12 protein-coding genes are annotated in these 14401 nt (G+C 38.8%); 1 reads left to right on the forward strand and 11 read right to left on the reverse strand.

Translation table 11 applies throughout. From position 1 onward, the window contains the following. Window positions 1-253: 253 nt before the first annotated feature. Entirely contained in the window at window positions 254-3649 is a 3396-nt protein-coding gene (locus K332_RS22245; protein WP_051359403.1) for a phosphodiester glycosidase family protein, read from the forward strand. A gap of 58 nt (window positions 3650-3707) precedes the next feature. Here K332_RS22245 and lacD read toward each other — a convergent pair whose 3' ends face one another. The 11 genes from lacD to K332_RS0108970 all read right to left on the reverse strand — a co-directional run bounded on the left by lacD (window position 3708) and on the right by K332_RS0108970 (window position 14292). Continuing rightward, window positions 3708-4697, reverse strand: coding sequence for a tagatose-bisphosphate aldolase (gene lacD, locus K332_RS0108920; RefSeq protein ID WP_026907141.1), 990 nt, complete (start codon window positions 4695-4697; stop codon window positions 3708-3710). 14 nt (window positions 4698-4711) lie between these two features. Beyond that, on the reverse strand, window positions 4712-5650 hold the full coding sequence (locus tag K332_RS0108925; RefSeq protein ID WP_026907142.1) for a hexose kinase: 939 nt from the start codon (window positions 5648-5650) through the stop codon (window positions 4712-4714). A 23-nt stretch (window positions 5651-5673) separates the two neighbouring features. Further along, window positions 5674-6825 carry an N-acetylglucosamine-6-phosphate deacetylase gene (gene nagA / locus K332_RS0108930; RefSeq protein ID WP_026907143.1) on the reverse strand — a complete coding sequence of 384 codons (1152 nt, stop codon included), beginning with the start codon at window positions 6823-6825 and terminating at the stop codon, window positions 5674-5676. A gap of 31 nt (window positions 6826-6856) precedes the next feature. After that, window positions 6857-7273, reverse strand: a complete 417-nt coding sequence (locus tag K332_RS0108935; protein ID WP_026907144.1) for a PTS sugar transporter subunit IIA domain-containing protein — start codon at window positions 7271-7273, stop codon at window positions 6857-6859. Between the two features lie 65 nt (window positions 7274-7338). Then, on the reverse strand, window positions 7339-8154 hold the full coding sequence (locus tag K332_RS0108940; RefSeq protein WP_026907145.1) for a PTS system mannose/fructose/sorbose family transporter subunit IID: 816 nt from the start codon (window positions 8152-8154) through the stop codon (window positions 7339-7341). Next, window positions 8144-8911, reverse strand: a complete 768-nt coding sequence (agaW, locus tag K332_RS0108945) for a PTS N-acetylgalactosamine transporter subunit IIC (protein WP_026907146.1) — start codon at window positions 8909-8911, stop codon at window positions 8144-8146. Before agaW ends, K332_RS0108940 begins: the two co-directional genes overlap by 11 nt. A gap of 54 nt (window positions 8912-8965) precedes the next feature. Next, window positions 8966-9445, reverse strand: coding sequence for a PTS N-acetylgalactosamine transporter subunit IIB (agaV, locus tag K332_RS0108950; protein WP_026907147.1), 480 nt, complete (start codon window positions 9443-9445; stop codon window positions 8966-8968). 27 nt (window positions 9446-9472) lie between these two features. Beyond that, the gene (locus K332_RS0108955; protein ID WP_026907148.1) at window positions 9473-10627 is read right to left on the reverse strand and encodes an SIS domain-containing protein; all 1155 of its coding nucleotides are present in this window, start codon (window positions 10625-10627) and stop codon (window positions 9473-9475) included. 102 nt (window positions 10628-10729) lie between these two features. Further along, window positions 10730-11449, reverse strand: a complete 720-nt coding sequence (locus K332_RS0108960; RefSeq protein ID WP_026907149.1) for a GntR family transcriptional regulator — start codon at window positions 11447-11449, stop codon at window positions 10730-10732. A 130-nt stretch (window positions 11450-11579) separates the two neighbouring features. After that, window positions 11580-12437: a protein phosphatase 2C domain-containing protein gene (locus K332_RS0108965; protein WP_026907150.1), complete on the reverse strand. Its 858-nt coding sequence runs from the start codon at window positions 12435-12437 to the stop codon at window positions 11580-11582. Between the two features lie 199 nt (window positions 12438-12636). Next, window positions 12637-14292 (reverse strand): glycerol-3-phosphate dehydrogenase/oxidase, encoded by a 1656-nt coding sequence (locus tag K332_RS0108970; protein WP_026907151.1) that lies wholly within the window; start codon window positions 14290-14292, stop codon window positions 12637-12639. Between the last annotated feature and the right edge of the window lie 109 nt (window positions 14293-14401).

Consider the following 14401-nt stretch of genomic DNA (forward strand, 5'->3'; position numbering starts at 1 on the left):
TAGCGTTCCTCCCCCATTCCAATGCAAAAAGGACATGACCGAATACATTCAAACGGTCCATGTCCTTTTTGCATTTTTGGACCCTATATCAGGCCAAGGTACCTGTCCCCATGGCTCTCTAGGAATAAAGTTGGAAAATGGGGATCTATACTTGTGAAGTGGTATAAGTTCACTGTTTTTCACATAAATGCTAGTAGAGCTATTTGCTTTACTTTGGTGAATGGTAACAATTATAGGGATTGGGGGAGGTATTTTGTTTAAGCGAAAATGGATTAGTAGTTTCCTAGTTGGGTTACTTATTGTTTTTTCATTTTCTCCAGTGGTACAAGCTGAGGAAGATCTGACCTTGGATGCACCGGCTGCTTCTTCAAATAAAGCAGAGCCTACGATGACGGTTGGCCCCGAGGGGAAAACAATTCTTGCAAATGAAGAAACTACCAAGATAGGTCCGGGGATGGGGTTAACAACCTTTGAACGATTTGATGCACGTGGTTGGGTAAATGGTGAAATGATGACTATCGATATAGCACATGATGCGGTGTCAGCGGATTTACTTTTTCCAGGTGTCATTACAGATGCATTGCCTGTATCAGAGCTGACTAAGCAGGCGGGGGCTGTTGCTGGGGTGAATGGAGATTTCTTTGATATTAATAATACGAAAGCCCCGCTAGGAACTATGATTCATAGTGGTAGTCTATTAAAAGGACCTCAAGGCTCCCATACATTAACAGCAGGTGTCGATCAACATGGGATTGGACAGATTTCGGATATTTTCCTAGACGGGACGGTTCAATTGCCTTCTGGTTTCGCCAATCTTTCTACATTCAATCAATCTAGTATTCCTGTAAACGGGATTGGTCTTTATACTTCGGTATGGGGACAAGCCGAGCGGCCTAGTACAGATACGACATTCGAAGTAGAAGTCCGAAATAGTGTAGTTGTTTCGACATCTTCCCAAACAGGCAGTGGTTCAATTGCAGAAGATACTTTCATTCTAGTTGGGAGAGAGAATGGCGCAATTCAACTACAAGAACTTTCTGTCGGGGATGAAGTTAGTATCACTTATGAACCAAGAGTAGATGGGGATTCACTCATGGATTTTGCTATTGGTGGAAATATGCAGTTAGTCGAAAATGGTGTGGTTACTAACGGTTTGGATGACAGTACGACAGCACCAAGAACGGCAGTCGGTTTTTCTGAGGATGGACAAACGATGATATTAGTCGTAGTGGATGGTCGCCAAACAGAAAGTCGCGGAATGACTCTGAAAGAAATGGGAGAATTAATGACTGAATATGGCGCTTATCAAGCATTAAATATTGATGGTGGCGGTTCCTCCACGATGGTTGCAAGGATGCCTGGTAAGGATGATGCCGAAGTGGTAAATAATCCTTCAGATGGATCTGAACGTTCTGTGCCAAATGGCATTGGTATTTTTGTTGAAGGTGGAAGTGGCGAATTGAAAAATTTTGCAGTGGAAACCATGATAGCTAGCGAACATAGTAATCGCGTGTTTCCTGGCTTAAGTAGAAGCTTTGTCGGGTTAGGCTATGATGAGAATTTTTCACCTGTAGCTGTTGACTCAATTAAGTGGAAAGCTTTACCTGGACGAGTAGGCTCCTTCAACGAGGATGGTGTGTTTACTGCAAGAATTTCTGGACAAGCAGAGGCACAAGCACAAATACGTGAAGCAAAAGGAACAATGAACATGACAGTACTAGGTGAACTTGATCGTATAGAGGCTACCCAATCTTATATTGGATTAGAGATGGGAAGAACAGCCAGTTTTTCTATAAATGGATTTGATAAGGATGGTTACATTGCACCAATTGAGCCTCGTGATATGACGATAGCGTATGATGAGGAGGTTATAATGGTTCAAGAAAATTCAGATGGCAGTTTTACCGTAACTCCAAAGCAAGATGGTGGATCGACTGCAATCAAACTATCCATTTTGGACAAAGTTCTTCATCTACCAGTTACGGTTGGACTAGAGACCGTAGCTATTTCGGATTTTGAAACGATGGAAGGATGGGATTTCACAAAATATCCCGAAGCTGTTGGAGCGGATATGCAATTAGTAGATGGTAGGAACGGAAAAGCGATCGAGTTAAGCTATGACTTCTCGACCACCACGGCTACCCGTGCAGCATATTTGCAAGCATCTCCTTTACTTGAGTTACCCGGTGATGTGCAAAATATTGGACTATGGGTACATGGAGATGGAAATGGTGCCTGGCTTCGCACGGTGCTTGAGGATGCAACTGGGACAAGATATACGTTAACTCTTGCCAATGAGGTGAATTGGACAGGCTGGAAGTATGTGGAGACAACACTACCGGAAGGAATTCAATATCCTGCCAACCTATGGCGGATTTATCCGGTAGAAACCAATCAGCAGGAACAATATGCTGGACAGCTTATTTTTGATTATTTGACGGTAAAAGTACCCCCTTCGATTGAACACACGGGAGAAGAAGAGATAACTACAGATTCTTTGATTATTCAGAATGACACATTAGGGAATGACACATGGCAATTTGCTGTACTAAATGATTCACAATTTGTAGCAGCGTCACCGAATAGTCAACAAGTACAAATGGTGAGAAAAGCACTTCGTGAAATAGTTGCAGCTGATCCAGAGTTTCTCGTGATTAATGGGGATTTCGTTGATACGGCATGGGAGGAAGATTTTGAATTTGCCAAACAAATTTTAGACGAAGAGGTTGGCGATGCATTTCCAATCTATTATACGCCAGGAAATCATGAAATAGTGGGAAGTGGTTCATTAGATAATTTCTTAGCAGTGTTTGGACAAAATCGGTACAACTTTGATTATAAAGGAACTCGTTTTATTTTCCTTGATTCGTCAACCGGAAGTTTCCGGACGAGTGATTTTGACCAGATGATTGAATTAAAACAATCATTGGACGAAGCAGCAACAGACCCTTCTATTAATAATGTTGTTGTCTTTGGCCATCATCCAACCCGTGATCCGTTACCAACGAAGAATAGTCAATTATCAGATAGAAAAGAAGCAGAGCTCATAGAAAACTGGCTGACAGAGTATCGTGAGGTTTCTCGCGGAAAAGGGGCCATTTATATAAGTGGCCATGCACATACGGTTCATTTGGAACGTGTAGAAGGAGTTCCATATATGGTGACAGCATCTGCCGGGAAAGCACCGTATGGATCAAGTGATGATGGAGGTTTTTATGCTTGGACAATGTTTGGAGTAGATGAAAGACCAATCCCTAATCTAGGATTTGGCCCAGAGCATGCTGCATCACCTAGTAAGCATGCGCGTGCAGAATGGATTCAAGCAGAGGTTCGTCCAATTCTGGAATCGATTAGTATTAACGCACCGGAAAGTGTTTCTGTTAGTGAAAAAGTGGTTATATCAGCGGAAGGAAATCAAGCCGGGGGTCTTAGCTTCCCATTACGCTATCCAGCATCCGTTATGTGGGAAGGCAGTGAAAACGTCTTTCTTGGTACAGGTACTGAGCTAGACCAAGCAAAATTATCAAGGAGATATGCTGCCATCTTTGATTTGGAATCCGGCGAACTAACCGCATTACGAAGAGGCGAGATTTCGCTCGAGGTAATTGCAAATGAGGTTGTGAAAGAAGTTAGAATAGAATTGGAGTAAAGAGCCATGGGGACAGGTACCTCGGCGCATTGCGCCGAGGTACCTGTCCCCGCGGCATTTAAATTGTTACTTTCTGGTTCCACCACGGAGTTGCAGTCTTATCAATAACTGCATTTAATTCCTCAATATTCTTTCTCCCTTGTGATTGCAACCATTCAACCGTCTTTTCACTACCATGTTCTGCAAACACATTTACACTATCTTTCCAAGTAGCACGCCCACATAATACGCCATTAAATGTAGATCCTGCTTCTTTGGCAAATAATAACGTTTCTTGGAATAATTCAGCAGATACACCTGCACTTAAGAATATAAATGGAATATCACTGACGTCACTTTGTTGTTTAAAGTAACTAGCAGCCTCTTCCTTCGTATAAACAACCGGACCATCTGTATATCCATCAACAAATGCCATGTTTACCGGTACTTCTACTTTTAGAACATCTACATTAAAACGATCATCAGAAAATACCTTCATCGCCTCGATTACTTTTCTTGGTTTTACCTTTGCGTAAGCTTCACTTTTAACATCATCATTTTTAGCATCATAGGATAAGATTTCTAGGTAAAATGGGATGTCTTCAGCAACACATTCCGAACCAATTCTCTCAACAAATGCATGCTTCTGCTCATTAATTTCCGCAGATTCATCAATATCATAGTAAAGTAAAAACTTAACACCATCTGCACCTTTTTCTTTTAAACGCTTCGCTGACCATAATGGTAATAAATCAGGCAAACGACCAGGCTCAGATGCATCATAACCAGTTTCTTCATATGCTACTAAAAGGCCCGAATTTGCATCACGTTCCTCGGCTGCTTTCCAACCATACTCAGGGTCCAGTAATATCGATGAGGAGTAAGGAGTTAATTCTTTGGAAATATGAACTTTAAACGCTTCAAGAGCTTCTTCTACATTCTCCCTACCAGAATTCGCCATCATTTTTTTCAATGACCCTCTTTGGTCAATTGCTAATGCACTAATAACACCATTTGAATTTGATAGTTTCTTCATCAGTTCCATTTTCTTCTCAGTTAGTTTTGCCATGTTTAAAACTCCTTTTAAAGTTTATTCACAGTAATCATGTGGTAGTAATGGTCAAAATTAGAAGCTTGGACATAGCCGGTTTGCTTTTCCAATGCATTTAATATCCCTGCAGCCATACCATGTTTAACAATAGCATCAATAGAAAGTTCTTCTCCCAAGGCTTTTGCCATTCCTGCTACTGTTGCATCACCAGATCCCACGGGGTTAACAGCTTTGACTTCCGGGATGGAAACAGAATAATAGTCTCCTTCATGTTTCACAAATGCCCCGTCTTTACCTAATGTAACTACTATCGTTGCTATATCACGGAACAATGGATTCAATAAAACATTCTTTAATACTTCTACATTAGCGGTTACGGATTCTCCCAATAATTGTTCGAGTTCTGCTAGATTTGGCTTAATTAGCGTCGGGCGCGCAGTATTGCTAGATAATACAGAATGCAGGGCCACACCACTAGTATCTAATACAACAGGAATTCCCAATTCATTCGCATGTGCGATAAGTTTGACATAATAATCAGTTTGGATTCCTTTTGGTAAACTTCCTGATAATGTTAATACTTGAACTCCTTGGTTCAATAGACGTAAATAATGAGTCTCAAATAGTTCTGCTTCCTCAGAAGATAGAGTGGGGCCGGGTTCCATGACCTCTGTTTGTTTGCCATCATGTAAGATAGCAATACAATTACGAGATTCTTGATCAATTTTATAGAAATCATGTTTAATAGAATCGTCATCTAACTTTTTTTCAATAAACTGGCCAATTGTTCCTCCTAATATCCCAGTTGCCTTTACTTCTGCACCTAAAAGATGGGAAACACGAGTGACGTTTAATCCCTTACCACCAGCTGTTTTCCGAACTTCATTCGTACGATTCGCATCATCTAATTGAAAGTTTGGTATTTCATATGAAATATCTACCGACGGGTTTAATGTTACGGTTAATATCATCAATTATTCTCCTTTTAAAACAATCAATCTTCCCTTTGATAGTTAATGACACCTTCTACTGCTGTTGCTTGCACTTCAAACTTAGGATTCAATACAACATAGTCTGCTAGTTTACCAGCTTCAATGCTGCCAAGTTTATCAGCTTTCCCAAGACTCTCTGCAGGTGATAATGAACCACGATGCCATACTTTATAAAGCGGTTCATCCGTCCAATCTCTTAGATTCTTCACACCATCGATTAATTGTAGTGTGCTACCAGCCAACGATCCGCTCTCCGTTCTAGCCATACCATCCTTCATCACGACAGGAAACTCCCCCAAATAGTAATTCCCATCTGGCATTAATCCAGCACGCATACAGTCAGTGATTAACATTAGCTTTTCTTGTTTCACCTGATAAGCCATGGAAGCCACTTGTGGATGTACATGAAAACCATCACAAATCAACTCTGCAAATGCCCTTGAATCTGATAATGCAGCACCAACAACACCAGGTTCACGATGATGTAGTCCGGTCATTCCATTAAATAAATGGACATAATTCCGAGCCCCAGCGTCAACAATATCTTTACAGCAATCATACGTAGCATCCGTATGTGCAATACTAACAAGTACTCCATCATTCGAAACTTCTTCTGTAAATGGAAGTGCGTTTTCCCTTTCAGGAGCTAATGCAATCTTTACAATCATCCCTTCCGCTAAAGATTGCCACTCTCTAAATTCATCCACATCAGGATTACGAAAATAGCTTGGATTTTGTGCACCTTTATGTGTTTCGGTGAAATACGGACCCTCAAGGAAAATCCCCTCTGACTGAGCCCCTTCCAGTCCGACATTTATAGCCTCTTTAATAGAAAGAATGGCTTGCTTTAAATCCTCTTTTGATGAAGTTAATGTCGTTGGTAAAAACCTAGTCACCCCTAATGGAAGTATTGCCTTGGAAATTTCTTGTACTGCCTCAGGCTTTCCATCCATCACATCATGACCTTTTACACCATGGATATGGGTATCGAATAATCCGGGAGCTATGGTTTGCCCACTCCAGTCCATAACGTTTGCACCTTCTGGAACATCAGAAACAAAATCACCAAACTTGCCATTCTCTATTTTCAAATAGCCCCCATGCTTTTCCTTATTTTCTAATAGAAACTTATCGGCTTTTATATAGTAGAGCATTGAAATAACTTCCTTCTATTATGATTTCAGGTTAAATGCCATCTTCCATTTCCACTTTTTCTTTCTTTTTTACAATAAATTGCTTAATATTTTCTTTTCCTTCTTTTAAAAGCATTTCCGTAAATGCATCTAGTTCAAGAGTCCGTTTGAAAAGTCCACTTAATAGCATTGGCGAATTAGTACCACCAACAACGCGTACATTTTCAGTAGTGGCAGCTATTTTACTACTTACATTAAACGGCGTTCCACCTGCCAAGTCAGTGAAACAAACGACTCCCTTACCTGTATCCACCGCTGAAATAGCCGCATGTAATTCTTGTTCCAATTTATCTTGATCATCACGAAACGGAACAACTTGGATATGTTGAATATCCCCTGCGATTAATTCAACCGATTCCAACATCCCATTTGGAAATCCACCATGTCCTGTCAATACGATACCAATCATGCTAAACATCCTTTCTTTTCAAAAGCTAACAAGGGCGGTCCTTAGGAACCAACCCTTATTAAATTTTATAAAATACCGAAATATGCTCCTACCAATCCTACAACAACTGTAAGAACAATTAATGTGATTGGTGAACGGCCTTTTTTAAGTAACCAGTACATTAATAATGTATAAGCTAAAGGAAGTAACCCAGGCATAATTTGGTCAAGCACATCCGTTTGTATTGCTAGTTCAGCCTCTCCTGACTTCCATACATAACCGACATTAAATGCTACATACGTTGCAATTAATCCACCTACAACTGTTAGACCAACAATAGATGCAGCTCGTGATACTAATTTTGTACCTTCTTTCAGTTTCGCTACCGCTTTAATCCCCATGCGATATCCATATCCCATTAATCCAAAACGAACACCAAAGTGAATAATGTTAAACAAGATAAGGAAAACAATCGGTCCAAAAATATTTCCTTCAATTGCAAGTGACGCCCCAATACCTGCTGTAATTGGGAGTAATGTCAGATAGAACAGTGCATCCCCGATACCACCTAGAGGACCCATCATCGCAATTTTAATACCACGAATAGCATTTCGATCCTCTTTGTTTTGCTCCATCGCGAGGATAACACCCATAATGAATGTGACTAGGAACGGATGCGTATTAAAGAACTCCATATGTTCTTTCATCGAAGTACTTAAATCTTTTTTATTCTTATGAATATGACGCAATCCAGGAAGAATGGAATATAGCCATCCTGCTGCTTGCATACGCTCATAGTTAAAGGAAGCTTGTAGTAATAAGGAGCGCCATACTAAATGGCGTAATTGTTTACCACTTAAACCTTCAGCTGGAGTTAAATCTTGATATGCATTAGATTCCATCTGTTATTTCCTCCTCTCGAGGTCCTTGGTTTGAGCCTTTTTTATTTGTATAAAAATCATAAAGCGCGATGGCAAGACCAATTAAAGCGATTGCAAGAATTGGTAGATTCAAATAAGCCGCTAATACAAATCCGATAATAAAGAACATAATATATTCGGTTTTCATCATAATCTTCAGTAGCATTGCAAAACCGATTGCTGGCATAATTCCACCGGCAACTGATAATCCATCAAGAATCCATTGTGGGACAGATTCCACATAAGTTGCAGCTTGTTCTGCTCCAAGGAAGATTGGTAAGAATGCAATTAATGCATAGAAAACAAATAAGATAACTAATCCTAAATAGTTAATTCTTTCTATTCCCTTATAGTTCGCATCCAGTGCATATTGGTCCGCCTTGTGCATGACTGGTGAAAACAGGGTAAAGAATAGAGTAATTAACCCTTGTACAGCTACAGCAAATGGAATCGCTACTCCAACCGCTACTGTAGGTTCTTGACCAATAATAATACCGAATGCGGTACCGATGACACCGCCGATGACAACGTTAGGTGGTTGCGCACCAGCAAGTGGTACCATCCCCATCCAGATTAATTCTAATGTACCACCAATGATTAAACCGGTAGTGACATCACCTAAAATCAAACCAACTACAAGCCCAGTAACTACTGGTCTGTGTATATGTGTTAACCCGTTAAATAGGTCAATACCAACAATCCCTGCCCATAGAGCAATTAATAACGCTTCTACTAACATTAGATTTTCCCTCCCTAGTTACGACAATTATCTTTGTAAAATCAAAACCTGCTATTATAGTAGTTCTAAAATGTTTTGACCACGGTCACTAGGTACTCCTCTTAGATCAAGCTCTACACCTAGTTCTGCCAAACGTTTAAATGCTGTAATATCACTTTCATCAACAGATACGGTTGACGAGATTTGTTTTTTTCCTTCTTCATAGTGCATATTACCAATATTCAAGTAAGTAAATGGTACACCGCCTTCTTTCAAAGCAAGTGCATCCTGTACATCTTTCACAACTAAGAAAATCTTTTGACGTGGTGATGCTTTATGAATGACATCAATTGTCTTTTGTAACGTAAAGAAACGAGCTTGAACCGTATCCGGCAACACCATTTCCATTAAGCTTTGCTGAACCTCATCTCCTGCAACTTTATTGTTAGCAACAACAACTAAGTTTGCTCCAAGATGGTTCGTCCAAGTAACCCCTACTTGCCCATGAATTAGACGATTATCGATTCTTGTGGATAAAATATTTGGACCTGACATAAAAAATCACCTTTCCTTTTTGGATAATTATTTTTCGTAAATTGTTACACCCTTAACTACTCGGTTAACCAATCCATCTGGACTTGGATTATCTGGTGTAATCCCTAATTGAATAGACTTTTTAAGTGATAATACTTGTGCGAAAATAATATAAAGTAATGCTAGTGAGAAATCATTTGTAAATTTGTTTCCGGTTTCATTTACTGTAATCGTCCAATTAGCTATTTTTTCTACTTCTTCATCTCTTGATTCCGTTAATGCAACCACTTTCACTTTTCCATCGGCTACTAATTCTCGTAAAATATCTAAATCATATTTGCGAGTATAAGGATTAGAAGACATAAATAGAGTAACTACTGACTTATCCGTCAAAATGGATTTAGGACCATGACGGAATCCTAGTGATGATTCATGTACTGCCACCACTTTACCTGCAGTTAATTCAAGCATCTTAAGCGCTGCTTCATGTGCCAATTGGCCAAGGGAACCAGAACCAAGATATACGATTCTATCAAAATCAAAATCTAGTACGTGATCAATAGTGTCAGTGATCCGTTCTACTAAGCTACCAGCATTAATCGTTACATTGGAGTCAAACTCTTCCTTAGCAAATAGAATATACGCAGCAATCATCATGCTTGTGTAACTACTTGTCATCGCAAACCCTTGATCATGTGCTTCTTCTGGGGTAAGAATAACTAAGCTTTTCTCATTATTTTTACTGTTCTGAGCTAATTGCCCATCTTTATTACATGTAATATTTACTTGATAGAAGTCATTTACTATTTGTTCACCAAGCTTAACTGCTGCCATACTTTCTGGACTATTACCCGAACGGGCAAACGATACTAAAATAGTTGGAGCATCTTCAAATAAGTATTGATCTGGATTTGAAACAATATCCGTTGTAGCAATTGCCTCAAATAGAACTTTCTCTTTATACTGATCTTTTAATATCGGAACTAACGTGTCACCAGCAAATGCTGATGTTCCCGCTCCGGTAAAAATGACACGAACTTGACCATGTTTATCATAGATGGATTGAACAAACCCTCTTAGTTCATCCTTTACTAACGTCAGGCTCTCAACAAATCCTTTCCAAACTTCAGGTTGTTGATAAATTTCTTTAGACGTATGAACCGCTTTCATTTCTATCAAATTTTCTTCCGATAAATTAAACATAATAAATACCATCCTCTCTCATCATGTGGTTATGTTGTCATAACCACTTTCCTTTTAATATAACTCTATTAATATAACTAAACAGGAAATATTAATAGAGTTTTAACTATCTAATTCGACTGTGTAGGTGAATTTATCACCACGAGCAACACTCACTGTGTACTCAATTAACTTTTCATTATAATAAGCATGCCTTTTCAACAGGATAGCAGCTTGATTTTTTTCCGTTTTTAATTGTTTCGCTTCTTTATCTTTAATTAACGTAGCTGAAAAAGTTTCAACTGCTCTCGTGACGACAATTTTATAATCTTCCTTAAATACATCATACATGGCTCTTTCAACCAAATCGGTTGCTGATAGATTAGGAAAATGTTTCTTTGGAAGATAGGAGGTTTCATACATCAAAGGTTCATCATCAGCTAATCGTAGCCTAGTAACTTGGAATACTTCTTCATTCGTATCTAAGTTCAACTTGTTGGCCAGATGCTCCTCAAGTTCAATTTCTGCAAAAGATAACACCTTTGTTGTCGGTGTCTTTCCTACCTTCTTCATCTCTTCCGTAAAACTATATAGCTTAACTAGATTCTGTTGGAACGTTTTTGTTGCTACAAAAGTACCTTTACCATGGAGTTTATAAATATAACCTTCTCGCTCAAGCTCTTGCAAGGCTTGTCTAACAGTAATTCTACTCAGTCCATAAATCTCACAAAGTTCGCGTTCAGGTGGTAGCTTTTGATCGACTTGGTATATCTTATTTTCAATTTTTTTAATAATATCTTCCATTAATTGTAAATATAACGGAACCTTACTGGTCTTATCCACTTATCCAGTGTCACCTCCCAGTGGTCATTACCACCTGAATTTAGTATAAAACATAATTTTATAAATGTAAAGGCTTTCCTATATTTTTATTGAAAGTCACAAACTACCTCTATGCTTAAAAACAACTATATCAAAATTCCAACAATATCCCAGTCTTATCATCCTGATATTTCAATCTAGGGTATCTAACACAATCTGGGTCATCCATTTCTCTTTTTCCCACTTCCTCTAATAACCCAGAAACCCCAAAAGCAAATGCATATTGCGCTGATAATAACCACGCATCCTGCTCTAAGTCATTTATTGGCATAGTAAGCCCATCACTTAGTAGCAAGATCTTTTTCACCCTCCTCATGGGAATTCTACCATACTCCAAATGGTTAATAGCATCTTCACTACCATCAATAATCCCATACCCATCACGTGTATTTAATTTTTTTCGATTTTCTAGTAATATGGGATTGACCTTTTTCCTCAACACTTTCAAATTTAGCATCTCATTCCCTTCTTCGGATCGAAATTTTACCAACTCATTTAAAGCAATTCTATCCAGAAGTTGAACCAAATCATATGTTACCTTTCGTATATCACCACTGTCATATTGCATGAAAATCATGCAATCTCCCGCCTGTATGTAATCAAAGTATTCTCCTGAACGTTCCAATTGGATGGCTGCAATACTAGTTGAACCTCTTTGATTCCTTGGTATTTGTTCATATGTGCTAACTTCACCAAGATTTTCTTGATAATAAGTTACAGAGCGTTCAGCTAAATTTCTATTCCCAGCTTCTACTCGTTCAAATAAAGATATAGACTGGTTCTCATGTATAAGTGCTTCCTGAATAGTCTGTGAAGCAATATAACCGGGAATTCCTGCTAAACCAGTTGAGCCATCAATAGCAGCATATATTTTATTACTTCTATTTAATACATATGCATCTTCGTTTATATCATTTTCTCCACTTTGGTACACTTTCGTTACGTGCATTTCACTCACCTCTTTTTATACTATAGCATAAGATCTCCCAAGGTTTTAATCGGTAAAATATACTTGAATGCTAGGAATACCACATTATTATGCCTTCATCTTATCCGCACAGAAAAAAGCCCAGCTGCGAACAGCAAAGGCTTTTAGTTCCCCATGCTAATTTTTTTCATGGAAGACGAATCATTTGGACCATCTGTCCCTACGCTTCAACCGGATGTGTTGCTTCATACATTAACTGATTCAATTCTTCCGTATACTTTTGAATCTGTACGTTTGACCAGCTGAAAACTTTTGCCATATAGGCAATTACTGGGTCTTTATGTTCCTCGACCCAATGGATATTGAAGAATAGTGCTCCTGTACGTCTAATGAAGAAATCAACTGGCTTGTATGCTAGTTCATACTCTAAAGCATAACGAAGCATTGCAAATACAAATGGATCCATATTTTCAGCTTCGGCATTGATTTTTTCACGTTGATAAATCTCAAAAACCACATCAATATTTGAACCATATCGCTTAACTATACTTTTAGCCAGTTCTTCTTTTATACCTAGTTGCACCCCAGCAGACACCTTTTTGTTGATAAACTTTTCGAAACCTGCAGATCCACCAACATCACCGCCAGAAATACGTAACTCCTTCGTTTGCGTACTTGGGTATGTTCTTCCTTCTTCTTCGTGCAACTGTTTTCCAACCAAGTCAACAATACTTTCGGCCATTTTGCGGTAACCTGTTAGTTTACCACCAGCAATAGAAATGAAGCCTGAATCAGATACAAAAATTTCATCTTTACGAGAAATTTCTGAAGGGTCTTTCCCATCCTCGTGGATAAGTGGGCGCAAACCAGCCCAACTTGATTCTACATCTTCTGGCTTTATTTTCACGTTAGGAAACATATAATCAATAGCCTTTAAGACATAATCACGGTCTTCTATTGTCATTTCCGGATGTGCGATATCCCCTGTATAAACAGTATCTGTAGTACCGACATATGTTTTTCCTTCTCTAGGAATAGCAAAAACCATTCGTCCATCAGGCGTATCGAAGTAAACTGCTTGCTTTAATGGGAAACGTTCTTCATCGAAAACAAGATGAATTCCCTTTGTAAGATGTAAATACTTCCCTTTTTTTGAATTATCCAATTCACGTAAAGTGTCTACCCATGGTCCAGCCGCATTAACAATTTTCTTGGCAATAATCTTTTGTGTGGATCCATCTATCTGGTCCTCTACTTCTACCGCAATAACTTTGCCATTCTTATAGACCAAGTTCGTCACTTTCATATAATTTATTGCAAGTGCACCTTTTTCAACAGCCTTCTTCATCACCTCAATTGTTAAACGTGCGTCATCTGTCTTGTATTCTACATAATAACCGGCACCTTTTAGATTTTTGGTATTTAATAAAGGCTCACGTCTGACTGCTTCTTCCGGTTTAAACATTTTTCTTCTTTCACTTTTCTTTACACCCGCAAGGAAATCATATACACGTAAACCGATATTCGTTGTAAAAGGACCAAATGTACCACCTTTGTAGAAAGGAAGCATCATCCATTCCGGAGTGGTAACATGGGGCCCATTTTCATAGACAATTGCTCGTTCCTTTCCAGTCTCTGCTACTACACCAATTTCAAATTGTTTTAAATAACGAAGACCACCATGAACAAGTTTAGTTGAACGACTGGATGTTCCACCTGCAAAGTCCTGCATTTCAACAACCGCAACTTTCATTCCTCTAGTCACAGCATCAAGTGCGATTCCTGCACCTGTAATTCCTCCACCGATTACAAGTAAATCGAGTGCTTCATCATTTATTTTCGTTTTTATATCATTTCTATTTAAGCTTGAAAACATACCAATCTCTCCTTTTTATGAAAAACCCGTCACTTCATTAGTTATCGTAACCATCTAGACGAAAAAAGAGACCACAAAACACTCTATAAAAAATAGAGTACTGTGGTCT

Origin of the sequence: Paucisalibacillus globulus DSM 18846 (genome assembly GCF_000482485.1) — a bacterium.
Classification (GTDB): Bacteria; Bacillota; Bacilli; order Bacillales; family Amphibacillaceae; genus Ornithinibacillus; species Ornithinibacillus globulus.

Bases quoted from the DNA above. Each gene is read 5' to 3' on its own strand.
- agaW (WP_026907146.1), bottom strand. From the start codon at position 8,911: ATGTTAGTAGAAGCGTTATTAATTGCTCTATGGGCAGGGATTGTTGGT.
- K332_RS0108925 (WP_026907142.1), bottom strand. From the start codon at position 5,650: ATGATATTAACCGTAACATTAAACCCGTCGGTAGATATTTCATATGAA.
- nagA (WP_026907143.1), bottom strand. From the start codon at position 6,825: ATGCTCTACTATATAAAAGCCGATAAGTTTCTATTAGAAAATAAGGAA.
- lacD (WP_026907141.1), bottom strand. From the start codon at position 4,697: ATGGCAAAACTAACTGAGAAGAAAATGGAACTGATGAAGAAACTATCA.
- K332_RS0108970 (WP_026907151.1), bottom strand. From the start codon at position 14,292: ATGTTTTCAAGCTTAAATAGAAATGATATAAAAACGAAAATAAATGAT.
- K332_RS0108955 (WP_026907148.1), bottom strand. From the start codon at position 10,627: ATGTTTAATTTATCGGAAGAAAATTTGATAGAAATGAAAGCGGTTCAT.
- K332_RS0108940 (WP_026907145.1), bottom strand. From the start codon at position 8,154: ATGGAATCTAATGCATATCAAGATTTAACTCCAGCTGAAGGTTTAAGT.
- K332_RS0108965 (WP_026907150.1), bottom strand. From the start codon at position 12,437: ATGCACGTAACGAAAGTGTACCAAAGTGGAGAAAATGATATAAACGAA.
- agaV (WP_026907147.1), bottom strand. From the start codon at position 9,445: ATGTCAGGTCCAAATATTTTATCCACAAGAATCGATAATCGTCTAATT.
- K332_RS0108935 (WP_026907144.1), bottom strand. From the start codon at position 7,273: ATGATTGGTATCGTATTGACAGGACATGGTGGATTTCCAAATGGGATG.